At 61.7% G+C, this 24,577-nt stretch carries 21 protein-coding genes, 1 tRNA gene and 1 riboswitch; of the genes, 16 read left to right on the top strand and 6 right to left on the bottom strand.

Going from position 1 to position 24,577, the window contains the following annotated elements; translation table 11 throughout:
* The gene (locus ASF84_RS08330; RefSeq protein ID WP_056837134.1) at window positions 1-648 is read right to left on the bottom strand and encodes a TenA family protein; all 648 of its coding nucleotides are present in this window, start codon (window positions 646-648) and stop codon (window positions 1-3) included.
* A gap of 42 nt (window positions 649-690) precedes the next feature.
* A riboswitch (TPP riboswitch) is annotated at window positions 691-800 on the bottom strand.
* A gap of 139 nt (window positions 801-939) precedes the next feature.
* Between ASF84_RS08330 and ASF84_RS08325 the strand changes: the two genes are divergently transcribed.
* The 4 genes from ASF84_RS08325 to ASF84_RS08310 all read left to right on the top strand — a co-directional run bounded on the left by ASF84_RS08325 (window position 940) and on the right by ASF84_RS08310 (window position 4,245).
* On the top strand, window positions 940-1,791 hold the full coding sequence (locus ASF84_RS08325) for an urea carboxylase-associated family protein (RefSeq protein WP_056837132.1): 852 nt from the start codon (window positions 940-942) through the stop codon (window positions 1,789-1,791).
* Between the two features lie 76 nt (window positions 1,792-1,867).
* Window positions 1,868-2,620, top strand: a complete 753-nt coding sequence (locus ASF84_RS08320; protein ID WP_056837130.1) for a 5-oxoprolinase subunit PxpA — start codon at window positions 1,868-1,870, stop codon at window positions 2,618-2,620.
* Between the two features lies 1 nt (window position 2,621).
* The gene (locus ASF84_RS08315) at window positions 2,622-3,275 is read left to right on the top strand and encodes a DUF1345 domain-containing protein (protein WP_056837128.1); all 654 of its coding nucleotides are present in this window, start codon (window positions 2,622-2,624) and stop codon (window positions 3,273-3,275) included.
* Between the two features lie 13 nt (window positions 3,276-3,288).
* Window positions 3,289-4,245, top strand: a complete 957-nt coding sequence (locus ASF84_RS08310) for a D-2-hydroxyacid dehydrogenase family protein (protein WP_056837126.1) — start codon at window positions 3,289-3,291, stop codon at window positions 4,243-4,245.
* 263 nt (window positions 4,246-4,508) lie between these two features.
* Here ASF84_RS08310 and ASF84_RS08305 read toward each other — a convergent pair whose 3' ends face one another.
* Window positions 4,509-6,668, bottom strand: a complete 2,160-nt coding sequence (locus ASF84_RS08305; protein ID WP_056837124.1) for a TonB-dependent siderophore receptor — start codon at window positions 6,666-6,668, stop codon at window positions 4,509-4,511.
* Window positions 6,669-6,851: 183 nt separating this feature from the next.
* Between ASF84_RS08305 and pncA the strand changes: the two genes are divergently transcribed.
* From pncA to ASF84_RS08280, 5 genes are all read left to right on the top strand, one after another.
* Window positions 6,852-7,499 (top strand): bifunctional nicotinamidase/pyrazinamidase, encoded by a 648-nt coding sequence (gene pncA, locus ASF84_RS08300; RefSeq protein ID WP_056837122.1) that lies wholly within the window; start codon window positions 6,852-6,854, stop codon window positions 7,497-7,499.
* A 92-nt stretch (window positions 7,500-7,591) separates the two neighbouring features.
* The gene (locus ASF84_RS08295) at window positions 7,592-8,503 is read left to right on the top strand and encodes a formate/nitrite transporter family protein (protein ID WP_056837120.1); all 912 of its coding nucleotides are present in this window, start codon (window positions 7,592-7,594) and stop codon (window positions 8,501-8,503) included.
* Between the two features lie 196 nt (window positions 8,504-8,699).
* Complete coding sequence (locus ASF84_RS08290; protein ID WP_056837118.1) at window positions 8,700-9,383, top strand: response regulator transcription factor; 684 nt, start codon at window positions 8,700-8,702, stop codon at window positions 9,381-9,383.
* Window positions 9,361-10,794, top strand: a complete 1,434-nt coding sequence (locus ASF84_RS08285; RefSeq protein ID WP_056837116.1) for a sensor histidine kinase — start codon at window positions 9,361-9,363, stop codon at window positions 10,792-10,794. Before ASF84_RS08290 ends, ASF84_RS08285 begins: the two co-directional genes overlap by 23 nt.
* 379 nt (window positions 10,795-11,173) lie before the next feature.
* Window positions 11,174-12,361, top strand: coding sequence for an MFS transporter (locus tag ASF84_RS08280; protein WP_056837114.1), 1,188 nt, complete (start codon window positions 11,174-11,176; stop codon window positions 12,359-12,361).
* A 7-nt stretch (window positions 12,362-12,368) separates the two neighbouring features.
* Here ASF84_RS08280 and ASF84_RS08275 read toward each other — a convergent pair whose 3' ends face one another.
* Window positions 12,369-13,034 carry a glycine-rich domain-containing protein gene (locus tag ASF84_RS08275; RefSeq protein WP_236709393.1) on the bottom strand — a complete coding sequence of 222 codons (666 nt, stop codon included), beginning with the start codon at window positions 13,032-13,034 and terminating at the stop codon, window positions 12,369-12,371.
* Window positions 13,035-13,344: 310 nt separating this feature from the next.
* Here ASF84_RS08275 and ASF84_RS08270 point away from each other — a divergent pair, with 310 nt between their 5' ends.
* Window positions 13,345-14,928 carry an aldehyde dehydrogenase (NADP(+)) gene (locus ASF84_RS08270; protein ID WP_056837112.1) on the top strand — a complete coding sequence of 528 codons (1,584 nt, stop codon included), beginning with the start codon at window positions 13,345-13,347 and terminating at the stop codon, window positions 14,926-14,928.
* Window positions 14,929-15,354: 426 nt separating this feature from the next.
* Entirely contained in the window at window positions 15,355-16,524 is a 1,170-nt protein-coding gene (gene solA, locus ASF84_RS08265) for an N-methyl-L-tryptophan oxidase (RefSeq protein ID WP_056837110.1), read from the top strand.
* A gap of 53 nt (window positions 16,525-16,577) precedes the next feature.
* Here the strand turns inward: solA and ASF84_RS08260 are convergent, their stop codons facing one another.
* Window positions 16,578-17,252, bottom strand: coding sequence for a Bax inhibitor-1/YccA family protein (locus tag ASF84_RS08260; RefSeq protein ID WP_056837108.1), 675 nt, complete (start codon window positions 17,250-17,252; stop codon window positions 16,578-16,580).
* 136 nt (window positions 17,253-17,388) lie between these two features.
* On the opposite strand from ASF84_RS08260, the gene ASF84_RS08255 reads away from it, so the two are divergent.
* The 4 genes from ASF84_RS08255 (at window position 17,389) to ASF84_RS08240 (ending at window position 20,100) form a co-directional block, all read left to right on the top strand.
* A tRNA-Ser gene (locus ASF84_RS08255) sits at window positions 17,389-17,476 on the top strand.
* A gap of 310 nt (window positions 17,477-17,786) precedes the next feature.
* Window positions 17,787-18,245, top strand: a complete 459-nt coding sequence (locus tag ASF84_RS08250) for an Hsp20 family protein (RefSeq protein ID WP_056837106.1) — start codon at window positions 17,787-17,789, stop codon at window positions 18,243-18,245.
* A 257-nt stretch (window positions 18,246-18,502) separates the two neighbouring features.
* Window positions 18,503-18,835, top strand: coding sequence for a helix-turn-helix transcriptional regulator (locus tag ASF84_RS08245; RefSeq protein ID WP_056837105.1), 333 nt, complete (start codon window positions 18,503-18,505; stop codon window positions 18,833-18,835).
* Entirely contained in the window at window positions 18,835-20,100 is a 1,266-nt protein-coding gene (locus ASF84_RS08240; RefSeq protein ID WP_056837103.1) for a type II toxin-antitoxin system HipA family toxin, read from the top strand. Before ASF84_RS08245 ends, ASF84_RS08240 begins: the two co-directional genes overlap by 1 nt.
* 12 nt (window positions 20,101-20,112) lie before the next feature.
* On the opposite strand, the gene ASF84_RS08235 is transcribed toward ASF84_RS08240, so the two are convergent.
* A complete protein-coding gene (locus ASF84_RS08235; RefSeq protein ID WP_236709392.1) occupies window positions 20,113-21,468 on the bottom strand; it encodes an MFS transporter in 1,356 nt (451 codons plus the stop codon).
* Between the two features lie 107 nt (window positions 21,469-21,575).
* On the bottom strand, window positions 21,576-23,537 hold the full coding sequence (locus ASF84_RS08230; protein ID WP_056837945.1) for an aconitase family protein: 1,962 nt from the start codon (window positions 23,535-23,537) through the stop codon (window positions 21,576-21,578).
* 103 nt (window positions 23,538-23,640) lie between these two features.
* Between ASF84_RS08230 and ASF84_RS08225 the strand changes: the two genes are divergently transcribed.
* Entirely contained in the window at window positions 23,641-24,561 is a 921-nt protein-coding gene (locus tag ASF84_RS08225) for a LysR family transcriptional regulator (RefSeq protein ID WP_056837098.1), read from the top strand.
* Window positions 24,562-24,577: the final 16 nt, after the last annotated feature.

Raw genomic sequence — 24,577 nt, 5'->3', positions numbered from 1 at the left:
TCAGGCCTCGATGGCATAGACGGTGTCGAAAAATTCGTGTTCCAGCTGCACCGCACGCAAGAAGAAGTCCCGGCTCAACGCCTCTTCGGCCGGCCCCACCCGGTCCAGTTCGGCACGCAGGAACGCGATGAAATCGCGAAAGAACGGGTTGTCGTGCAGCGTGATCCATTCGGCATGGACAAAGTTATCCGGCAACGGCTGCGGCGCGCGGCTGGCCCAGTCCAGGTACAGCCATTCAGCCACTGTCAGCACCGCCAGCGCCGCCGCATAGGAACGGGTCGCCGCCGCTTCCTGCATCAAGGCCTTGAAGCCTGCGGTGGCCGCCGTGTCCGGTGGTGTCTGGCGTTGTTGCGCAGTAATGTCCAGGGCCGCGAACGCGCGCAGAAAATAGGTGTTCTCCTCGCCCGAGATCATCCCGGCAAAACGCCCCAGGCGCAGGCGCGCCTCGAAGCAGTCGGCGCTGGCAATTGCAGCACCCAGCAGGGTCAGGAAGCTGTCGAGAAAACGGTGGTCCTGGATCAGGTAGTGACCCATCACCCGATCATCGAGGGTGCCGGCACACAGTTCATCGACAAAACGGTGCTGCACGGCCGCCGACCAGGTCGGCTCGCTCTGCAGGCGCAGGGTTTCGGAAAAACGTTCGTTCATGGGCTGGGCTCTCTGTAGAAGCAAACAGGAGACCGGCAAAAAGGCAGGTTAAAAGCCCATCCCTCCGCCGGCATGATCCGGATCAGGTATCAGGGTCATCGCACTGCATCAGCGATTTCTCAGCCCGTGCCCGGGCTCCCCTTGGTGCAGGCATCTATACAGCAGGCCAGCGTGATTGTCATCGTTCAGGCACCCGCCCTGGCCACTTACCTGGCACGGTTATGGCTTGATGTCAGGGTTTCGGCGCGTCGGCACGACGGCGTCCTCCTCACAAAAACCGGAGCCTTTACCATGTACAAGGATTACCCCGCTGCCTATCAGGTCAGCAAAGGCAGCGCCCTGCAGGTCGACACCGCTTTTTACGAGCGCATTCGTGATCACAAGGACGGCCGCACGCTGGTCGAGCAGTTCGAGGTGCCGATTCGTACCGGGCGCGCCTGGAAGGTGCCGGCCGGGCATGTGTTTCGTGTCACCACACCGGTCGGGCCCCAGGTGGGTGATTTCAACGTCTGGAACGCCAACGACCCGCGCGAGCGCCTGTGGGCCGCGCGCACCCGGCAATTGCAGGGCGCACATGTCAGCACCCATGACCGGTTGTGGTCGAACCTGCCGTTCTTGCGGCCGATGGTGACCATTACCGACGACAGCCTGGCCGACTACGGTATCGACGAGCATGGCGGGCGCTTGCACGACCTGCTGGGCACACGCTGCGACCCGTATGTGAACCGCATGCTCACCGGTGAGGACTTTCACCACCACTGCCATTCCAACCTGACCCGCGCCGTGCTGCCCCATGGCCTGACCGAGTTCGATGTGCATGATGTGCTGAACATTTTCCAGTGCACGGGCCTGAACCATGACGACCTGTATTTCATGAAGGCTTGCCCGGCCAGGCAGGGTGACTACCTGGAATTCTTCGCTGAAATCGACCTGTTGTGCGCGCTGTCGACCTGCCCGGGCGGCGACCTGTCGCTGCCGATGTGGGGGCCGGACGCCGAAGACCCGCTCAAGGTCTGCCGACCTCTGGGGGTCGAGATCTACAGCCTGCCCGCCACTCTGCTTGAAGGCTGGGAGTCGCCGGCGCGCGCGGCCTATAACGGCAACCATGGTCTGATGATTCCCAAGGCGCCGTGGGAAAAGTAACCACGTAGGCCGACCGGGGCGATCTTGTGCCGCGCCCCGGTTATGCTTACGGCCGGATAACCCTGGAATCGATCCTATGAACATCCCTCTGCTCAACTGCGACATCGGCGAAAGCTTCGGTGCCTGGACCATGGGCGGCGACGCCCAGGTCATGCCCTGGATCGACTGCGCCAACATTGCCTGCGGCTTTCATGCCTCCGACCCGTCCATCATGCGCAAGACCGTGGCGCTGGCCCTGGAACATCAGGTGACCATCGGCGCCCACCCGGCCTACCCCGACCTGGTCGGCTTTGGTCGCCGCTCGATGAACTGCTCGGCGCAGGAAGTCGAAGACATGCTGCTGTACCAGATCGGCGCACTGGACGGCATCTGCCGCGCCGAGGGCGGCCGCGTGCAGTACGTCAAGCCGCATGGCGCGATGTACAACGACATGATGCGCGCCCCGGCCCAGTTGCGAGCGGTGTTCAAGGCCGTAGCCGCCTATGGTAGCGACCTGCGCCTGATGCTCATGGCCTCGCGGGACAACAGCACTGCACAAGGCCTGAGCGCCGAGTACGGCGTGCCGATCTGGTTCGAGGCCTTTGCCGACCGCGCCTATGACCCGGACGGGCACCTGATGTCGCGCAGCCTGCCGGGCGCGGTGCACCATGACCCTGAAACCGTGATCGCCCAGGCCCTGACCCTGGCCCGTGGTGAGCCCCTGACCGCCAGCGATGGCAGTGCCTTGTCACTGCAGGTCGACACCTTGTGCGTACACGGTGACAACCAGAGCTCCATTGCCGCCGTGCAGCGTATTCGCGAGGCGTTCCGCGCATTGGGGCACAAGTGATATGCCGCACATCCTGCGCACTCACCCACGCCTGACCGGCTCCGCCGTCCTTGGCCTGGCGGCCGGCATCGGCTCGGCTTGGCTGATCCCGCCCCTGAGCCTGATGCAGTGCGGCCTGATCGGCTGGAATGTCACGGTCTGGCTGTTTCTGGCCCTGATCCTGGGTCGCACGTTCAACAACAGCGCCGCCGATGTCAGGAGGATCGCCATTATCGAAAAAGAGAATGCCGGGGTGGTATTGCTCATGGTGTGCGTGGCCGCATTGGCCAGCCTGGCAGCAATCATCGTCGAGCTGGCCAGTAGCAAGGTCATGCCCGGCGATCACCAGGCGCTCAAATACAGCTTTACAGGCGTGACGGTGGTGGGCTCCTGGCTGTTGATCGGTGTCATCTTCAGCCTGCATTACGCCCGGCTGTTCTACACCTGGCCCGGCCCGACACCGGCGCTGAATTTTCCCGACGGCGAACAGCATCCGGACCAGTGGGATTTCTTGTACTTTTCCTTCACCTTGGGCGTGGCCGTGCAGACCTCCGATGTCGGGGTCATGACACGCGAGATGCGCAAGATCGTTCTGGCGCAAAGCCTGATCGGCTTTATCTTCAATACAGCCATCCTGGGCCTGACCATCAACCTGGCCGCCGGACTGTTCAATTAATGGAGACTCATGGATGCCCTTGCTGACTATTGCGGTACTCGACGACTGGCAACACGTGGCCTGCGATGTGGTGGACTGGTCGGTGCTCGACCCGATCGGCCAGGTCAGTTTTTTGCACGACTACCCTGCCGACACCGAGACCCTGGCCGAGCGGCTGGCCGACTATCAGGTGATCTGCGTGATGCGCGAGCGCACGCTGTTTGACCAGGCCCTGCTCAGCCGTTTGCCAAACCTGAAGCTGCTGGTCACCGGTGGCATGCGCAATGCTGCCATCGACGTGAAGGCGGCGCGGGCCCAAGGCATCGAGGTGTGCGGCACCGAGAGCTACAAGCACGCCGCACCGGAACTGACCTGGGCGCTGATCATGGGCATTACCCGTAACCTGGCCGGCGAAGCCCACTCGCTGCGAACAGGCGGCTGGCAGGTCGGGCTGGGCCGCGATCTGCATGGCAAAACCCTGGGTTTGCTGGGGCTGGGCAGTATCGGCAAATGGATCGCCCGCTACGGCCAGGCCTTTGGCATGAAGGTGATTGCCTGGAGCCAGAACCTGACCGACGAGGCCGCCGCCGAGGTTGGCGTGACCCGCGTCAGCAAGCAGCAACTGTTCGAGCAGGCCGATGTGCTGTCGGTGCACCTGGTGCTCAGTGATCGCAGCCGGGGGCTGGTGGATGCACAGGCGCTGGGCTGGATGAAACCGGACGCTTACCTGATCAATACGTCACGCGGGCCGATCATCGATGAAGCGGCCCTGATCGACACCCTGCGCCAGCGCCGGATCGCCGGCGCGGCGCTGGATGTGTTCGACCAGGAACCGCTGCCGGCCGGGCATCCGTTCCGGCAGCTGGACAATGTGCTGGCCACCCCGCACGTGGGCTATGTCACCGAGAACAACTACCGTACGTTCTACGGACAGATGATCGAAGACATCCAGGCCTGGCAGGCGGGCAAGCCGATCCGGGTATTTGCCTGAGCGAACACGATGCGCCCGCAGGCGCGGCCGGGCGGGGCAAGATTCCAGGCCTTTGTACTCATTCTGTGGGAGCGACCATCGGTCGCGAAAGGGCCCGCTCAGGCACCGCCTCATCTGTGCCTGGCAAGCAGCATTCGCGACCGATGGTCGCTCCTACGGTGCCTTAGGCTCTGTACGAAAAGTCGGTGAGCGAAGGTCAGGCAAGGCAAAAAGCGGCGAGCAAGCGCAGTTGACACGTGTCAATGAGCATTGCGAGTCGATTTTTAACGCTTGTAGGAGATTCCGACCTGTACGGTGCGCGGAGCGCCCGGGTAGGCGTAGACGTTGCCGAAGGCGCCTTCTTCGTAGTCCTTGTCGAAGATATTCTTCACGTCCAGGTTCAGGCGCACGTCTTCGTTGACCTTGTAGTACGACAGGAAGTCGACCACGGTGTAGCTGTCCATGCTGAAGTTGGGCACATTGGCAGTCTGGCCGGCGCGTTCGTCCACATAGCGGGCACCGCCACCCAGGCCCAGGCCGCGCAGCGGGCCGTCCTGGATTTCGTACAGGCTCAGCAGGCTGACGCTCTGTTTCGGAATGTTCACCAGGCGGGTGCCGTCACGCAAGGTATTGTCTTTGGTCACTTGCGCATCGACATAGGCATAACCGCCGATCACACGCCAGGCCGGGGTGATATTGCCCACCACGTTGAAATCGAAGCCACGGCTGCGCACCTCGCCGGCCGCGACGCTGTAGCTGGAATCCAGCGGGTCGGTGGTCAGTACGTTTTTCTTGTCGATCTGATAGATCGCCGCTTCCACGCTCAACTGTTTATCCAGCACCTGCCATTTGGCGCCCAGCTCGAAGGCCTTGCCTTTTTCCGGGTCGAAGCCTTTCTGCGCGCTGGTCACAGCGGTAACGGTCTGGTCCGGGCGTGCGGCGCCGGCATTGGGCTTGAACGAACGCGAGGCGCTGGCATACACCGCCAGGTCGTCGGTCAGTTCATAGGTCAGGCCCAGGCGCGGGGTGACCGAGTTATCGCTCTTGGTCCAGCTGCGTCCGCCGGCCACATAGGTGTCATAGTCATGCTCGAAACGCTCGAACCGCGCCCCGACCAGCAATTTCAGGCGCTCGGTCAGGCTGACCTGGTCCTGCACGAAGGCCGCCCAGGTCTTGAGGTTTTCCTGGTCGTGGGTCGGCGTCAGGCTCAGGGCCGGGCGTGGCTGGCCGTAGACTGGATTGAAGATGTCGATGGCGTAGGTATTCAACGCCGGGTTTGAGCGCTGAATGATCGACTTGTAGTCGTAGTCTTCATACTCGACACCGGCCAGCAGCAGGTGCTCGAAGCCTGCGGTGTCGAAGCGCCCGGTGACGTTCAGTTGCACGTCGCGGTCGGTCCACTCCAGCTTGCGGTAGTTGAAGTTGCGCACCAGGGTGCGGCCGTCCGGCTGCATGCGGCTGCCTTCGACGGCATTGCCTTGCAAGGTGCCGTCGAGAATCTGCACGCCGCCGCCCAGGGTCCAGTTGTCGTTAAGGTCATGTTCGAAACGCAACTGGCCCATGTTGTTGTCGTTGTGCAGCTTGCCGACGTCCTTCTCGCCCCAGAACGTATCGCGCGAAGCGGTGCCGGTCTGGGTCGGGTAGCGGGTCAGGCCACGGTCCAGCGGGTGATTGTTGCGCATGAATTCACCTTCGAAGGTGATGCGCGTGCTGTCGTTGACCTGCCAGCTCAGCACCGGGGTCACCGCATAGCGTTCGGTCTCGACGTGGTCGCGAAAGGTCTCACCGCCCTCGCCCAGCACATTGAGGCGATAGGCAAAGCGGCCGTCTTCGTCCAGCGGACCGGTAGCGTCCAGGGTGCCACGGTACATGCCTTGATCGTTGAGCTGGCTGCCCAGGGTCACTGAGCGTTCGCTCGAAGGCTGCTTGGACACCACGTTGAAAGTACCACCCGGGTCACTGCGACCATACAGGGTCGCCGCCGGGCCACGCAGCACTTCCAGGCGCTCGATGGTATTGGCATCGGGCATGTTCGGGTAGCCGCGGTTGATCGGAAAGCCGTTACGGTAAAACTCACCGGTGGTAAAGCCGCGCACGGTGATGGTGGTCAGGCCCTGGCCGCCGAAGTTGTTGGCCCGGCCCACGCCACCGGCGTAGTCCAGGGCGTCCTGCAAGCGAGTGGCGCCCAGGTCTTCGACCGCCTCGCGGGTGACCACGCTGATCGACTGCGGCGTTTCATGAATCGATGTGTCGGTGCGCGTGGCGCTGGCCGAGCGGGTGGCCTTGTAGCCCTGCACAGGGCCGGTGGCGCGCTCGGTGTCGAGGGCGGCATTGACGTCGGTGGCCTGCAACTCGATTGAAGACGGTGCGGCCAGGGACGGGTCAGCCAGGGCAAGCGGGGAAAAGGCCTGCAAGGCAAGAAATGAAACGGCGATACGACGCATTGACAGCGTGCTCCAAGTGAGAATCGAGCCGTGTTCGGCCCTGATCGTTTTTTGTGACAAATGTTACAGAGTTGTATTTGTTATTGATACGTATTGTCATTGGTGAGCAGCACTTTTTTGAGGGCCATTCCCTGCGCCGGTTTGCACAGGCACACTCTGTCGCCAACCCCTCGGAGCCTGATCATGCTCACTCTCCATAATCTTGCAGACCGGCGCTGTGCATTGCTGGTCATCGACATGCAATACGACTTCATGCCCGGCGGCGCCCTGGCGGTAAAGGAAGGCGATGCTCTGGTGCCGCTGATCAATCGCCTGGGCCGGCGCTTTACCCGGGTGATCCTGACCCAGGACTGGCACCCGGCCGGGCATATTTCCTTTGCCCCAAGCCACCCAGGGCATGAACCGTTCCAGCGCATCACCCTGCCCTACGGGCCGCAAACCCTGTGGCCGGTGCATTGCGTACAGGGCAGCCAGGGCGCGCAACTGCATGCCGACCTCGACCTGCCGCATGCACAATTGATTGCGCGCAAAGGCTGCAACCCGGACATCGACAGTTACTCCGCCTTCATGGAAGCCGACCGCAGCACGCCCACCGGCCTGACCGGCTATTTGCGCGAACACGGCATCGACACCCTGTACGTGGTCGGCCTGGCCCTGGACTTCTGCGTGGCCTGGTCGGCGCAGGACGCCTGCAAGGCCGGCTTCACCACCTATGTGGTCGAGGACGCCTGCCGCGCCATCGACCTTGATGGATCACTGGCCGGTGCCTGGCAGGCAATGCTTGGCCTGGGTGTGCAACGCGTGCAAAGCCAGGACTTGCTGGGCGGCTGACACAGGCATCACGCAGGCGAACGACGTGGCGGGCCATCTGTCTGACACTACACATCAGCCCCCTGTTGATTCTCTCGCGTGAAGGAAGTGGTATGGACGAGCAACCCGATGGCAAGACCCCCGGCCTGTCAGCCGAAGAAGAACGCGAGATCGAAGACAAGCTGCCGCCGCGCGCGGCTGTCCTGCATGAGACCATCCGCATCCAGGGCGACCACGAACTGGAACGCACCGTAGCGGCCTTATGGTGGTCGGCACTGGCCGCCGGACTGACCATGGGCCTGTCGTTGATGGCCATGGGATTGCTGCGCTCGCGCCTGGGCGACAGCGACGCCAGTCATGTCATCGCCAGCCTTGGCTACTCGGCAGGCTTTCTGGCGGTGATCCTGGCGCGCCAGCAATTGTTTACCGAAAACACCCTGACCGCCGTGCTGCCGGTGATGAGCAAGCTGAACCTGGGCAATATCGGCCGCCTCTTGCGCCTGTGGGGCGTGGTATTGGTCGGCAACCTGGCCGGCACGATCCTGGTGGCCTGGGTCATGCTGAACCTGCCCATCTTCGACACCAAGACCGACATGGCCTTTCTGGAAATCGGCCGCAAGGTCATGGAAAACGACATCAGCAAGATGTTCGCCAAAGGCATCGTGTCCGGCTGGATGATCGCCACCATGGTGTGGATGATCGCCTCGATGGAAAACGCCAAGATCGCGATCATCGTGATGATCACCTACCTGATGGCGCTGGGCGACTTCACGCATATCGTGGTTGGCACCGCCGAAGTGTCGTATCTGGTGTTCGCCGGCGAAGCGAGCTGGTCCGACTTCTGGCTGGTGTTCGCAGGGCCCACCCTGGCCGGCAATATCATCGGCGGCAGCTTCATCTTCGGCCTGCTCAGCCACGCGCAGATCCGCAGTGAGAACGACATCACCGCCAAGCGTGAGCGCGACAAGAAGAAATTGCTGGAAGAACGCCGCAAGACCAGCAGGAGCGGCGTCAGCCGCGAATAGCTCTTTTAGAGGCACCCCTTAGCGTTGCTCAAGACTCAGCAGTCTTGCGGGAGGCTCTGACGGCCTCATCGCCGGCAGAGCCTCCCGCAAGTGGTCTGCCAGCGTCAGCATCATCAGGCCATCACGCTTTCTTCAGGAAATTTTCAGGTTGTGACAGGCAAGATACGGTTTTGTCCGACTCTCTCAGGCCCACAGCATGACCCGAATCCTGGCAATCGAAGACGACGCTGTCACCGCAAGAGAAATCGTTGCTGAACTCAGCAGCCACGGGCTGAGTGTCGACTGGGTAGACAATGGCCAGGAAGGCCTGGCCAAGGCCGTCAGCGGCGATTATGACCTGATCACCCTGGACCGCATGCTGCCGCAGGTCGATGGCCTGACCATTGTCACGCGGCTGCGCGCCCAGGGCATCAGCACCCCGATCCTGATGATCAGCGCCCTGTCGGATGTCGACGAGCGCGTGCGTGGCCTGCGGGCCGGCGGCGATGACTACCTGTCCAAGCCGTTTGCCTCCGACGAAATGGCCGCCAGGGTCGAAGTGCTGCTGCGCCGCAACAGCCCGGCCAGCGAACAGAAAAGCCAGTTGCAGGTTGCCGACCTTGAGCTGGACCTGCTCAGCCGCGAAGCACGGCGTGGCGAGCGGGCGTTGAGCCTGTTGCCGACCGAATACAAGCTGCTGGAATTTCTGATGCGCAATCACGGCCAGGTCGTGACCCGGATGATGATTTTCCAGGAAGTCTGGGGCTATCACTTCGACCCGGGCACCAACCTGATCGATGTGCATATTGGCAGGCTGCGCAAGAAAATCGACGTTCCCGGCAGTACGCCCCTGATTCGTACTGTGCGCGGGACCGGCTATGTCATTAGCGAATCTGCCTAAAGGCTGGCGCTCTTCCAGCAGCCGTCTGCTGGCGCTGTACAGCACCTTGTTCGTGGCCTGGAGCAGCATTTTGCTGGGGGTGCTGTACTGGGAGGTCAAGGGTTATCTGGATCAGATGGCCAGTCACTCGCTGATCCAGCGCCAACAACTGTTCGCCCGCTTCGAAGGCCAGGACCTGGTTGACGCGCTCGTGGCAAGCATGGCCTTCGACAAACCGGCCGTGGACGCCTTCGGCCTGTTCGATGCGCGCCTGCGGCCGCTGTTCGGACCCATCCGGCAGATTCCGGCCAACCTGCCACTGGACGGTCAGATTCACGAGCTGGGCAGTTGCATCGCCTCCACCGATTCCAACATGCCACGCAGCAGCTGTGCGGCCGTGGCCACGCGTACCCGCGCTGGCAACTGGTTGATCCTGGTACGCGACAACGGCTCGCTGTTTGCGGTCTCGACCCTGATCCTGCATGCCCTGCTCTGGGGCCTGTCGCTGACCATCATTCCCGGGGTCGCCGGCTGGTACTTGCTGCGGCGCCGGCCCTTGCGCCGCATTCATGCCTTGCAGGCCAGCGCCGAGGCGATTGTCAGCGGCGACATGAGCAAGCGCCTGCCGGTGTCTTCGCGGCGTGACGAGCTGGACATGCTGGCGCTGATCGTCAATGCCATGCTCGAACAGATCGAACGGTTGATGAACGAGGTCAAGGGCGTGTGCGACAACATTGCCCACGACCTGCGCACCCCGCTGACCCGCCTGCGCGCCCGGCTCTACCGCATCCAGCAGGAAGCCCCGGATTCGCCGCACAGCCCGGAAATCAGCCAGGTGATTGCCGAGGCCGACTCGCTGATGGCGCGCTTTCGTGGCCTGCTGCGTATCTCCGAACTGCAGGACCAGCGCCGGCGCTCGGCCTTCGTGGCCCTGGACCTGGCGGCTTTGTTGCGCGAGGTGCATGACTTCTACCTGCCGCTGGCCGAAGAAGGCGAAATCACCCTGCTGTTGAACCTGGACGAGCCGTTGCCTGCGGTGGTCGGTGACCGGGCCTTGCTGTTCGAAGCCCTGGCCAATCTGCTGGACAATGCCATCAAGTTCACCCCGACCGGCGGCACCGTGGCGCTGAACGCCAGCACCTGGCAAGGCACGCCACGCATCGAAGTACAGGATTCCGGCCCCGGCATTCCCGAAGCCGAACGCCAACTGGTGTTCCAGCGCTTTCACCGCAGCGAACACGACAACCCGCAAGGCTTCGGCCTGGGCCTGTCGCTGGTGGCGGCGATTGCAGAATTGCACGGGTTTGGCCTGCGGATCGAAAGCAGCCGGTTTGGCGGGGCCAGCCTGATCCTGGAATGCGGGCCGGGCACCACGCTCAGTGGTGTAGGAGCGACCAACGGTCGCGAAGACCAATTGCCAGGCAAAAAATAGTGCGCCTGAACCGTCCCTTTCGCGACCGATGGTCGCTCCCACAGAGTCAGTGCAAAAATCCGGAATCTTGCCCAGCTGGAGCGACCAACGGTCGCGAATGCCAATTGCCCGGCCAAAAAAACAGTGTGCCTGAGCCGGCCCTTTCGCGACCGGTGGTCGCTCCAACAAAGTCAGTGCAGAGACCCGGGATCTTGCTCGCGTGGGAGCGACCAACGGTCGCGAAGACTGATTGCCACACACAAAAATGCGGCGTCCTGATAACCCCGTCATCAGCACCGGAAATATCCAGTATCAATCTGCCAACCCTTCTGGCCGCAAGCCAATACCGTTAGCCTGCTCATATTCTGCCGTTAATCCATTCCAGAGCCCTCGCCCGATCATGAACTCGCCCGCCACCCCGATGACCCGCCGCCTGGTCCTGCTGTTCGCCTTCTGCTGTGGCGCCATCGTGGCCAATATCTACTACGCGCAACCGATCATTGCGCTGATCGCGCCGGACCTGGGGCTGTCGCCGACCCTGGCCAGCCTGATCGTGTCGCTGACCCAGATCGGTTATGCGCTGGGGCTGTTTTTTCTGGTGCCGCTGGGCGACCTGCTGGAGAACCGTCGACTGATCATCGCCACCACTTTGTTGACCGTGCTGGGCCTGGCCGGCGCGGCGCTGGTGGAACAACCCAATCTGTTCCTGGTGCTGTGCCTGCTGGTGGGATTCAGCTCGGTGTCGGTGCAGATCCTGATTCCATTGGCCGCGCACCTGGCCCCGGAAGACTCGCGTGGCCGCGTAGTCGGTTCGATCATGGGTGGGTTGCTGCTGGGCATCCTGCTGGCCCGGCCGATTGCCAGCCTGGTGGCCGATCATTTTGGCTGGCGGGCGGTGTTTGCCGCGGCGGCCGTGGTCATGGTCGGCCTCTGCGCGGTGCTGGCCGTCACCCTGCCACCACGCAAGCCGCAGCACAGCGCGTCCTACCCGCAGCTGCTGGCCTCACTGTGGCACCTGCTGCGCACCCAGCCGGTGCTGCGCCAGCGGGCGTTCTATCAAGCCTGTCTGTTTGCCACGTTCAGCCTGTTCTGGACCGCTGTGCCACTGGAACTGGTGCGCAACCATGGCCTGTCGCAGAGCCAGATCGCGCTGTTCGCCCTCGCAGGGGCCATCGGTGCAGTGGCCGCACCCATCAGCGGGCGGCTGGCCGATGCCGGCTACACCCGCCAGACCAGCCTCACGGTCCTGCTGCTGGCCGCACTGTGCTTTTTGCCGGCGCTCACGACGCTCGGTGCCAGTGTCATTGGCCTGGCCTTGACCGGCATCGTGCTGGATTTCTGTGTGCAGGTGAACATGGTGCTGGGCCAGCGCGCGGTCTACGCCCTGGATGCCAACAGCCGCAGCCGCCTGAATGCGCTGTACATGACCAGTATTTTTCTGGGCGGGGCGGCCGGCTCGGCGATGGCCAGCGTGTTGTTCAACCACGGCGGCTGGGGCGCGATCGTGATCGCCGGCACTGCCCTGCCTTTGCTGGCACTGTCGGGTTTTATCTGGAATTCACGGCAGGCGGCCACTGCGGCGACCTGATCAGGCGTCAGTCGCCCCCGCCGCCGCCACACCCACCGCCGCAACCACTGCTGTCACCGCCGCCATCGCCACCGGAGCCGCCATCGCCGTCGCCGTCGGGGCCGCCGCTGCACCCGGCATCGCTCGGGCTGGAATAGCCATCGCTGCCAGGGGCGGCCAGGTCGCCCCCGCAATAGATGACGGGGCCGGGGCTGGTGTCGCTGCTGGCGCGCCGCATGCCCTGGCAGTCCAGCATGTACACAAAGCCACCGGCGATCATCAGCTTGGCGTCCAGCGCAAACAACAACGGCAGGCGCCGGGGCACACGTGGATGGATGTTGTCTTCGCGGCAGACGTGCCACCAGGTACGGCGCAAACCGGCATTGCCCTTGGCCGGCGCCTCATCGCCCAGTGCGGCGGCCGGGGTATGGTGCAGCAGGCCGCCAAAGGCCTGCTTGCAGAAGTCTTCATAGGCGCGGGTGTGCAGGATGAACTCATGCCACAGGTCGTCGACCACTTGCGAAGGCATCGACACATAGCGATGACCGCTATTGTGATAGGCAAGGAAGAACTGGCGCAGGCCCTGGGCGACCAGTTGGCAATCCTTGATGGTCAGGTGCGGATGGCGGTGGCGCAGGGTCTCGAACAGACCGGCCGGCAGCTTGTAATGGCGAATGACCTGTTCACGACGCATTTTGCGTACGCGCCGCCGATGGGCATTCAGTTTACCCAGCGCAAAGAACCCCATGACAGCTGCAACGATTAGCCACACATAGATCATGTCCCGACTCCGAAGGGCTGATGATGGCCATAGGTTAACACCGAGTGGCAGTTGCGCATCGGACAGGCGTAGTTGTACGATGACTGCCAACTTATCGATGCACCGGTGCTGGCCTGTGTGCAGCTCGCCAGTTCCACCCTCACTCCATCCGCGATTCGGCAACCCACGGGGCACCAGGCAGGTGATCAACCCGCCGCCCATGTCAAAACAACAGGAGATACCGATGTCCACCCTTCTCGGCCACAACTTCATCGGCGGCGCCCGCAGCGCCCTTGGTCAAACCCAGCAGCAAAGCCTGGACGCCACCACCGGTGAAGCCCTGCCCTACACCTTCGTGCAGGCCACCGAAGGCGAAATCGACGCCGCCGCCAATGCGGCCAAGGCCGCCTTCCCTGAATTTCGTCAACTGAGCCCTGCACGCCGCGCCGAGTTCCTCGACGCTATCGCCGATGAACTCGATCAACTGGGTGACGACTTCGTCGCCGTGGTATGCCAGGAAACGGCTCTGCCACAAGCCCGCATCCAGGGTGAGCGCGGTCGTACCAGCGGCCAGATGCGTCTGTTCGCGCAGATCCTGCGTCGCGGCGACTACCTGGGCGCGCGCATCGACCTGGCGCTGCCAGACCGCAAGCCAATGCCACGCGTCGACCTGCGCCAGTACCGCATCGGCGTAGGCCCGGTGGCCGTGTTCGGCGCCAGCAACTTCCCGCTGGCCTTCTCCACTGCCGGCGGCGACACCGCTGCAGCCCTGGCCGCCGGTTGCCCGGTGGTGTTCAAGGCGCACAGCGGCCACATGGCCACCGCCGACCTGGTCGGCCAGGCCATCATCCGTGCCGCCGAGCGCACCGGCATGCCTAAAGGCGTGTTCAACATGATCTTCGGCAACGGCGTCGGCGAAGGCCTGGTCAAGCATCCGGCCATCCAGGCCGTCGGCTTCACCGGCTCCCTGGGTGGCGGCAATGCCCTGAGCAAGATGGCCGCCGAGCGCCCGCAACCCATCCCGGTGTTCGCCGAGATGTCGAGCATCAACCCGGTGATCGTGCTGCCCGAGGCGCTCAATGCGCGTGGCGAAACCGTTGCCCGCGACCTGGCCTCGTCCGTGGTCATGGGTGCCGGCCAGTTCTGCACCAACCCGGGCGTGGTCATCGGTCTGCGTTCGCCGGCCTTCTCGACGTTCCTGGAGCAACTGGCCGAGCACATCGGCGGCCAGGGTGCCCAGACCATGCTCAATGCCGGCGGCCTGCGCAGCTACAGCAAAGGCGTCGAGCACCTGTTGTCGCACCCGGGTGTCACGCACCTGGCCGGCAAGGTCCAGGAAGGCAAGCAAGCCCAGGCACAGCTGTTCAAGGCTGACGTGAGCCTGCTGCTCAACGGCGACGAACTGCTGCAGGAAGAAGTCTTCGGCCCGACCACCATCGCCATCGAAGTGGCCGATGATGCCGAACTGAAGAACGCCCTGTTGGCCCTGCGTGGCCAGTTGACCGCAACCCTGATCGGCGAGCCGACCGACCTGTCCGGCTACCAGTGGCTGCTGCCGCTGCTGGAAGACAAGGTCGGTCGTATCCTGGTCAACGGCTACCCGACCGGTGTCGAGGTCTGCGACGCCATGGTTCATGGCGGCCCGTACCCTGCGACCTCCGACTCGCGCGGCACCTCGGTGGGCACCCTGGCCATCGACCGCTTCCTGCGCCCGGTCTGCTATCAGAACCACGCCGACAGCCTGCTGCCACCGGCCCTGCAGAACGCCAACCCGTTGGGTCTGCGTCGCCTGGTCAACGGTGAGTGGAGCGACCAGCCGATCGTCTGATCACCCGGCAGGTCATGAAAAAGGCGCGTCCCGATGAGGGTCGCGCCTTTTTTCATGGGCCCAGGACGGCTGTAAACCACTGATCAACGGCATAAAAAACCTGTTTTCAGGCTCGCTTTCGCAGTTGAAAAAGCTTCTGACCTGTGCAGCCATCAGGCCGAAACAAGCACTGATCAAAAATTAACCACACCCCCAAACACCCCGCTACACAAGGGTTTCGCAAAGTTACCCACAGACATACCCACGATTTTCGTGGACAACTTTTGAAGCTTTTTCGAACCCTAAATGACAAATAAAAGCAAGCGACCAATGGTCACATCGACTAAAGGGACCAGCAGGCTTCAGATCGGCTGCGGCCTTCGATAAGGCATTGATTTTTCATCGGCCTGCCGTTGAAATGATGCCCTTTTCCAAGGCGAACCGACCATGCAGCAGCATTACGAGGTGGCCGTGCTCGGCCTGGGCGCGATGGGTGCCGCTACGCTGTACCAACTGGCCAAGGCAGGCGTGAAGGCCGTGGGTATCGACCGCTATGCCCCACCGCATACCCAGGGCTCCAGTCATGGCGACACACGCATCACTCGTCTGTCCAATGGCGAGGGGCCGCAGTACCTGCCGCTGGTGCAGCGCTCGCACCAGCTGTGGCGCGAGCTGGAGGCTTTGTCGGGTGAGCCGCTGTTCGAGCAGTGCGGCGTGCTGGTGATGACCTCCAGCCCACGCTACGACCCCTGGGACGCCGACGACTTTACCCACAGGACCATCGCCCTGGCGCAAGCCTATGGCATTGATCACGAGGTCCTGGACGCCAGCGCAATCCGCCAACGCTTTGCACAGTTTGCCCCGGTGCTGGACAGTGCCATCGGCTATTTCGAGCCCGAGGGCGGTTACCTGCGCCCGGAACGATGCATTGCCGTGCAATTGCAACAGGCAGCGCAGCACGGCGCCACCCTGCGGGTCAACGAGACGGTCACGGCGCTTGAGAATGTCGGTGCGGCAGTACGGATCAGCACCGACCAAGGCACGATCCTGGCCGACAAGGTGATTATCGCTGCCGGGATGTGGTCGGCCGGCCTGCTGGGCGCGCCCTTCGATTCACTGCTGCGGGTCTGCCGGCAGGTGCTTTACTGGTTCGAGATTGAAGACCCTGGCGTATTTGCCGCTCACTCGCCCAGCTTCATTCTTACCCACGGGCCAGGCTTTACCGACGTCAGTTATGGCTTCCCGCCCCTGCCTGGCGAAGGCAGCATGAAGATGGCCACCGAGCAGTACCACCAGGCCTGCGACCCTGCGGCGCTGGACCGTACGGTCGATGACAATCAGGTCCAGGCCATGTACCGCACACAGGTGCTGGACAAGATTGACGGCCTGCGGCCAGCGGTGACCAAGTCCTCGGTATGTACCTACACCGTGACCCCCGACTACCACTTCATCGTCGACGAACACCCGCGCCTGCGCAACGTCACCGTGGTCTCGGCCTGCTCCGGGCACGGCTTCAAGCATTCAGCCGCACTGGGCGAGGCCCTGGCGCAGCGCTGCGTGCAGGGCGCCAGCGACATCGACCTCTCGGCCTTTTCCCTGCAACGCTTTGCCAATTGACGCAGGCAGCAAAAAGCCCGCTTGCGCGGGCTTTTTGTGAGGCCAGGTGACGATCAGTCGTCGCGGCTCATGATGCCGAAGATCTGCAACAGGCTGATGAACAGGTTGTAGATCGATACATACAGGCTGATGGTCGCCATGATGTAGTTACGCTCACCACCGTGGATGATCGCGCTGGTCTGGAACAGGATGCAGGCCGACGAGAACAGTACGAAACCTGCGCTGATCGCCAGTTGCAGGCCGCTGATCTGGAAGAACAGGCTGGCCAGCACGGCCGCCAGCAGCACGAAGAAGCCTGCGGTGATGAAGCCGCCCAGGAAGCTCATGTCCTTGCGGGTCATCAGCACGTAGGCCGACAGGCCACCAAAGACCAGGGCAGTCATGGCAAACGCCGAACCGACCACTTCAGCGCCACCGGTCATGCCCAGGTAGCGGTTGAGGATCGGGCCCAGGATAAAGCCCATGAAGCCGGTCAGGGCGAAGGTCGAAACGATACCCCAGACCGAATCACGCAGTTTGGCGGTGAGGAAGAACAGACCATAAAAGCCGATCAGCACCACGAACACGTTCGGGTAGCGCACGCCCATCTGCTGGGCAACGAACGCCATGACGCCGCTGAAGGCCAGGGTGAGGGCCAGAAGGCCGTAAGTGTTGCGCAGGACACGACTGACCTCGAGCTGGTCGGCCTCCTGCGTACCGGTTTTGAGAACGTAATCCTGTTCGCGCATGGCGAAGCTCCTTACAGTTGATAAGCTTGCTGTGAAATGACAAGTTGCAAAGATCATAACAGAGGCGCCCTGACTCACCACCGGGAGAGTTTGACAGCTTGTTACATTCGGGTATTATGGCGCCCGCAGCAAAAGTGGAGGTATGGCCGAGTGGTTTAAGGCAGCAGTCTTGAAAACTGCCGACTGTAACAGGTCCTAGAGTTCGAATCTCTATGCCTCCGCCATCTTTGATAGCACAAAGCCCTGATCGTTCAGGGCTTTGTCGTTTCTGGGGTTTCGCTCAGCCAGAAGCGTTGATCTGAAACGGGTTTTCGAGACTGAACCGCCCCTTTGCCCCCCTCGCCCGCCCTCAAGCCCCGTCCATTGCGCGGCCTTGCTCTTATAACGCATCGTTATCAAACACGCCGTCAGCCTGTCTGAAATTTTCTATTTCCTGCCCTTGAAAGCCGTTTTGCCGTTCTTATATTTGCGGTACGTGATGCCGAAAACGGGTCACGTCTTAAATCACTTGGAGAACACTCAGGAGATTTTGAAATGGCTACTCATCTTTCGCTGGCTCCCCTGTTTCGTCAGTCAGTCGGTTTTGATCGCTTCAACGACCTGTTCGAATCGGCGCTCCGTAGCGAGGCCGGAAACGCCTACCCTCCTCACAACGTCGAGAAGCATGGCGACAACGAATACAGGATCGTGATTGCGGCAGCCGGCCTGACCGAGCAGGACATGGACATCCAGGTCGAGAACGGTGTGCTGACCGTGGCCGGAGGCAAGCGTGAATCCGAGAAGGAAGTCACCTACCTGCACCAGGGCATTGCCCAACGGGCATTCCGGTTGTCATTCCGCCTGGCCGATCACATCGAAGTCCAGGGCGCGGCATTGAACAATGGCTTGCTGAGCATTGAACTGCAGCGCATCGTGCCGGAAGAAGCCAAGCCCCGTCGCATCGAGATCGGCGGCTCATCGAAGCCCGACCTCAAGACGGTCAGCTTGCAATAAGCAGTCAAGGGGCGCTCTTCGGAGCGCCTCTTTTTTTTGCAGCCTGTGAGGCCGATTGATATAGCCTCATGGCATCAACGCTTATCGCCTCTTCAATGTAATCTATATGGCTCATAACGCTCAAGAGAGCCCTATAGTGCTCTCAACGGACAAAAAGTAAGCCATATGGCTCATTCCTGGAAAATGAAATCTATAAGGCTCATTACTCTTGACGAGAGCCATATAGATTACATAGGGTCGTGCAGAGAGGAGCGATTATGAAAACAACACTGCTTGACCAGATACGCAAACGCCGGTTGGCGCTTGGCATCAAGATTCAGGAGATGCCCCTGTTGGCAGGCCTGACCCGGCAGCAGTACGGGAAAATCGAAGCACGGGGCAATCCCAGGCTTACCTCACTCGATCAGATTGCCGAAGGGCTTGATGCCGTTCTGGTACTGGTGCCCAAGTCCAGGCTCAGGGATGTCGAGAAGGTGCTTGCAGACGACGGCTCGCTGAATATCGATCATTCTTATCCGAAGACCCATTCCAGCGCCGGACGGCAGGACTTCGACCCCGATCAGGATGAGAATCCCTGGAAAGACCTCTAATGGCCAGCGAAACGGTTTCGGCCCTGGAGCTGACGCTCAAGGGCGAGCGGGTGGGGTACGTTGCCGGGTACTCCAGCGGGAAAAACGTATTCACTCTAGCGCCTGAATACCTGCAAAACGATGCCAGGCATCCGTTGACGCTCTCGCATACCAACGCTGCCTCCCTGGCCTGGCAACTGGCCAGAAAGCATCCCTATATCAGAAGCCACAAGCTGCACCCTCTACTCAGCAATCTTTTACCTGAAGGCGCCTTGCGAGCCTTCCTGTCCCAAGCCATGAAAATCCATCAGGACAACGAATATCCGTTGCTTGGTTGGCTGGGCCGGGATCTTCCAGGGGCGCTGGTGGCCGAGCCAATGGAGGTATCGGCAATCCCGACGCTGGCCCTGCTTCATCACGGCAAGATCGAACCTTCCGTAATAGAAATTCCGGATCATCGCTCCCATTTTTCCCTTGCTGGCGTGCAGATGAAGTTTTCCATGCGTCATCAGGACGGGCGTTATATCACCGGTGATCCTGGCGCGCCGGGCGACTGGATCATCAAGACACCTTCTACCGTTCATCCCCATGTCCCCCTGAATGAATACACGGCCATGACACTTGCAGCACTGGCAGGTGTCGAGACGCCAGAGATCAAACTGATTGCCCTGAGTGACATTGAGGCATTGCCCACGATCAATCTGCCGGACGAGAAATATGCTTATGGCGTACGCCGTTATGATCGACTGCCCGGCAATGAGCGCGTCCACTCGGAAGACTTTGCCCAGATTCTTTTCGCCTATGCCCATGAGAAATACCGCGCTGCCAGCTATGAGCAGATAGGCAAACTGATTTACCAGAACTCTCTCAGAGGTCAACGCGATGCCGTACAGATGGCTGTGCGTTTGCTCGTCAATATCCTGTTGGCGAATGGCGACGCTCATCTTAAAAACTGGAGCGTAATCTACCCGGACGGTCGAAATGCCCAGCTCTCTCCGGCCTACGACGTTGTTGTTACCCGTGCCTACATGAAAGATGAAAGTCAGTACGCCTTGAACATGAGTAAAACCAAGAATTGGTACGGTGCCTCTTTTGAGCACTTCAGGCACTGGGCTGAGTACGGAGATATTCCATGGCGCCCCGTGCTCAATAATCTGAAATCAACGATGGAGAAGGCGCGCGCCCTCTGGCCCGATGCCCTGAACGACAGCGTGATGCCTGAAAGGCAGCAGGTGATAGTGCGCGCGCACTGGAGGCAGTTGCACCCTGACTTTCGGATTATTTGAATCGGGAGCGGGCTATCTCACCCGCTCCCCCACCAACGCCCCCTGCCCCCTTGCTGTCGGCGACCCGCCACGGTCATCCGGCACGCCCCACAGGATCACCCCCACGCAGATCAGGCAGAACGGCGCCAGTGCCAGCATGCCCATGTAGGTGTTGCCGGTCAGGTCGTTCAGGTAGCCAACCAGAAACGGCGCGACCATGCCGCTCAGTTGTCCGACGGTGTTGATGGCGGCAATACCGCCGGCAATGGCCAGGCCACTGAAGGCTTTTTGCGGGATGGTCCAGAAGATCAGGATGGCGATGAAGACTCCGGCGGTGGCCAATACCAGGAAAGCGGTCAGCAGGATGTACGACTCGTTGAAATACAGCGCGGCAAAGTAGCCGATGCCGCCGACCAGCATGCACTGCCACAGGTAGCGCTTGCGCTCGCCGGAGGCGTCGGAGGCGCGTGTGACCCAGACCATGCCGATGGCGGCCACCAGGTAGGGCAATGCCGTCAGCAGGCCGACGACCAACTGGCTTTTGACGCCGGCCGAGCCGATCAGGTGCGGCATCCAGAAGTTGAGGCCGTAGCCGGTCAGTTTGATCATGAAATAGATCACCGACAGGATCGCCACCTCGCGGGTCAGGATCACTTTGAGCAGGCTGGTGTGAATGGGTGCTGACGCCTTGCGGTCGTTATCCAGATTGCGTTGCAGCACCTCTTTTTCTTCAGGAGTCAGCCACTTGGCCGACTGGATGTCGCGGTCGAGCTTGAACAGCACGACAATGCCGAGCGCGCAGCATGGCAGGCCCGACAGCACGAACAGCCAGTGCCAGCCGGCAAGGCCCAGAAAGCCGTTCATGTATTCAAGGATGAACCCGGACACCGGTGCCCCCAGTACGCCGGCCAGGGGAATCGACAGGAACCACAGCCCGTTCATGCTGGCCAGGTTCTTCTTGGGAAACCAGCAGGCCAGGTAGAACAGCAACGCCGGCCCGAACCCCGCCTCCATGACACCAATGAGAAAGCGCAGGAAGTACAGGGTGTATTCGTTATAGGCGAACACCAGCGCAGCGGTGGCCAGGCCCCAGGACACCATGATCCGGCAGATCCAGCTGGGGGCGCCGTATTTTTTCAGGCCAAAGCTGCTGGGCACCTCGAACAGGACATAGCCGAAGAAGAAGATACTGGCGGCAAAGCCATAGGCGGCATCGCTCAGGCCCAGTTCGGCCTGCATCTGGGTCTTGGCGAAGCTGATGTTGATGCGATCGAAGTACGAAAACAGAAAGCACACGATGGTCAGCGGCAATATGCGCCAGGCAATGCGGCGATAGAGCAGCAGTTCGTTGATAGGACTTGCAGGTGCAGCACTGTCGGCGTGAGCCATCATGTTTCTCCATTAATTGTAATTGTCGGAGATCGGTGTCTTGTCATCAGTCTACGGGTGATGCCGCGCGGCAACGCCTTGTTCATCGGCGCTGGCAACTCGCTGGTTCATGCCGGTAACGGTTGCCGCGTGATCGATTGCTGCAACTGGGCGAAACTGCCAAGGCGCCCGAGCAATGCACTGGCGGCCACCGTGTACGGACTGGCCAGCCAGACCTGGCCGGGGCCTGAGCGGCCGGGAAAATTGCGGTTGATGGCGCTGACTGTGACCTGGCCTGCATGGGTCGAAGAGCCGGGGCCACAGTTGGCACAGGCGCCGCACCCCGGCATGATCAGTTCCACGCCCAAGGCCTTGAAGGTTTCCAGGTAGCCCATTGCAGCACAATAGTCGCGCACCGCCAGGGTGCCGAACTGCAGGAACAGGCGCGTACCGGCCGCCAGGCCCAGACCGCGTTCCAGGCCCCAGGCCAGCACCTCATGGTAGTAGTCGAAATCCTCACGCTTGCCGGCAGTGCAGGAGCCGCCATAGGCAATGTCGACGTGCACGGGGCCTGCCAACTCGTCGATGGCCAGGCCGTTGCCCGGATCACCCGGCGCGGCCACCAGTGGCGTGAGTTGCGCGCAGTCTATCGAGATGACTTCCTTGTAGTGGGCCCCGGCATCGCTTGTTATCCAGTCTTCAAGCTCGATGTCTACGCCACGGCGCTCGCGCAGGAAGTCCACCGTCTTTTGATCGGGCGCGACGATGCCAGTGAAGCCGCCCAGTTCGGCGACCATGTTGGTCAGGGTCGCGCGTTCATCGATCGACAGGGCTGTTACCGTATCGCCGGTGTACTCGAACACCGCGCCAATCGCCTGGCCTTGCCTGATCGAATCGCTGCGCAGCAGCTCCAGCACCACGTCCTTGGCGGTCACGCCTGGAGCCAGGCGGCCTTTGAGTTGCACGCGAATGGTTTCCGGCATGCGGCAACGAATGAACCCGGTGGCCCAGCTGTTGGCAATGTCAGTGGCGCCGGCACCGAAGGCCAGGCAGCCCAGCGCGCCCGAATGCGGGGTGTGTGAGTCGGTGCCTACCACCACCTGGCCGGGCAAGGCATGCATTTCGGTCATCAGCGCGTGGCAGATCCCCTCAGAACCCGCCTCGCCTTTCAGTGCGCCATGACTGCGCACAGGGTATTGCCGTACAAAGGCGTCATGGGCGTCCGCCAACCCGCCGACCGCCGCCAGCAAGTTATCGCGTACATGGGCAAAGCTTTGTCCGGCAAGGATCAAATGATCCTGGAAGGCGATGATTTCCTCGGGCCGTGCCAGGCTCAGGGGCTGGCCGAAAGCCTCATGCATCAGGTGCGCGCACATGCCGGTGAAGTAATCGTGGCTGAAGCGCCAGTCGGCTGACAGGAACACCCCGTCGCCCTTGCCGAGCGGTCCTTGCGGCGCAATGCGCCGGCGCTCGATGATCTTTTCCACCAGCGTCAGCGGGCGATCGGTCGGGATCGGGTTGAAGACCTTGTGCGCAGCCGGCGGCAGGCAGGCCTTGCTGTAGGGCAGCAGGCCGCCAGCACGGATGACCGCCTGGGTCACTGCATCGCGGCCTTTGAGAAACTCGTCGATGTCGATGGCTTCGCCGGCCTGGATGCGGGCGATCAGGCCAAAGTCGGTCGAGGTGTAGAGGCCGATGTTGTCGCAGTTCTGCCGGTAGATCCGCTCGAAACTCTCGGCAATGACCAAGCGAATGCCGGCCGACTTTTCCGCCAGCGGGCTGGACTCGCGCGAAGAGCCCTTGCCGTAGCGTTTGCCGGCCACGGTGATCGCAAAGCCGCCCTGACGCACGCTGTCTTCGCCGACAGGCAATACGCTCTCGGTCTTGAAGCCCACGTAGGGGTATTTTCCGAGCCGTTGATCGTAGGTCATCATGATCACCACCGGGGTGATCTCATCGGTGGAAATGTCATCGCGCAGCGGCAGGGCCTCGGCCAGCGTCAGGTCCTGGCCGGCCAGTTGGCGGCGCACCCCCGCCTCGCTGCATGACAGGAACATAAAGCGTCCGTCGAAGTGGATTTTTGTCGTCATAATGCCCATCTCCTCATCCTGTGACCCATGCTAGGAAGTGTTCGAGGATCTGGATAACGGTAAAAAGTGATGCTTAGCCTGAAAAAATTTCTAGGGAGCGTGCGTGCACAACCTTTGGCGTTTTGACCCGACCACCTTGAGGCTGTTCATCAGTGCGTGTGAGGAAGGCACCTTTGGCCGGGCCGCGGAGAAGGAAGGCCTGGTGCCCTCGGCCTTGAGCAAGCGCATGGCCGAACTCGAAGAGGCCGTTGGCACGCCATTGCTGTACCGCCAGCAGAAAGGCATCGAGCCGACGCCGGCCGGCCTGTGTCTGTTGCAGCATGCCCGCCATGTGCTGGATGAAATGACAGTCATGTCGGCGGCGCTTTCCCGTTATGCCGAAGGCCATCTGGGCCACCTGCGCATCAGCGCCAACCGCTCCAGCATCGTGCAGTTCTTGCCGCAGGACATTCGTGCCTACCGTGAAAGGCACGCCACCATTGGCCTGGAGCTGCACGAGCGCACCAGCCTTGAGGTGATTGACGACGTGAGCGGCAACCTCAGCGACCTGGGGATCGGCAACCAACTGATGGCTGCCGAAGACCGGGGCCTGCTGGTCACCGATTATCACGTCGACCAATTGGTGGTGGTCGTGGCGGCTTCGCACCCGCTCAGTGAAAAACGCTCGTTGCGCTTCAGCGACACGCTGGCGTTCAACCATGTCGCGCTGCACAAGGACAGTCCGCTGTACAAACAACTGGAACAGGCGGCGAAGCAGGCCCGGCGAGCGATCCGGTATGAAGTGCACGTCAAGAGCTTCGATGCCGTGTGCAGGATGGTCGAAGCGGAACTGGGCCTGGGCATCATTCCGCGCCGGGCGATCAGCCAGGGTGAAGGCCAGCCCTTGGTGGCCATCCCGCTTGAAGACCGTTGGGCCACGCGGCATTTCCAGATCGTCAGCAAGCCGGCCGCCGCACAATCCAGAGCCTGTGCGGTATTTCTGGCGTTTTTGCGAATGCGTGCAATGCCCGGCACTGACGCGTAGGAGCGCGCTTGCTGCG

The sequence above is a fragment of the Pseudomonas sp. Leaf127 genome, from assembly GCF_001423155.1.
Classification (GTDB): domain Bacteria; phylum Pseudomonadota; class Gammaproteobacteria; order Pseudomonadales; family Pseudomonadaceae; genus Aquipseudomonas; species Aquipseudomonas ovata.
Note: the sequence above shows the minus strand (reverse complement) of the source record. Positions and strands in the feature narration are given on the sequence as shown.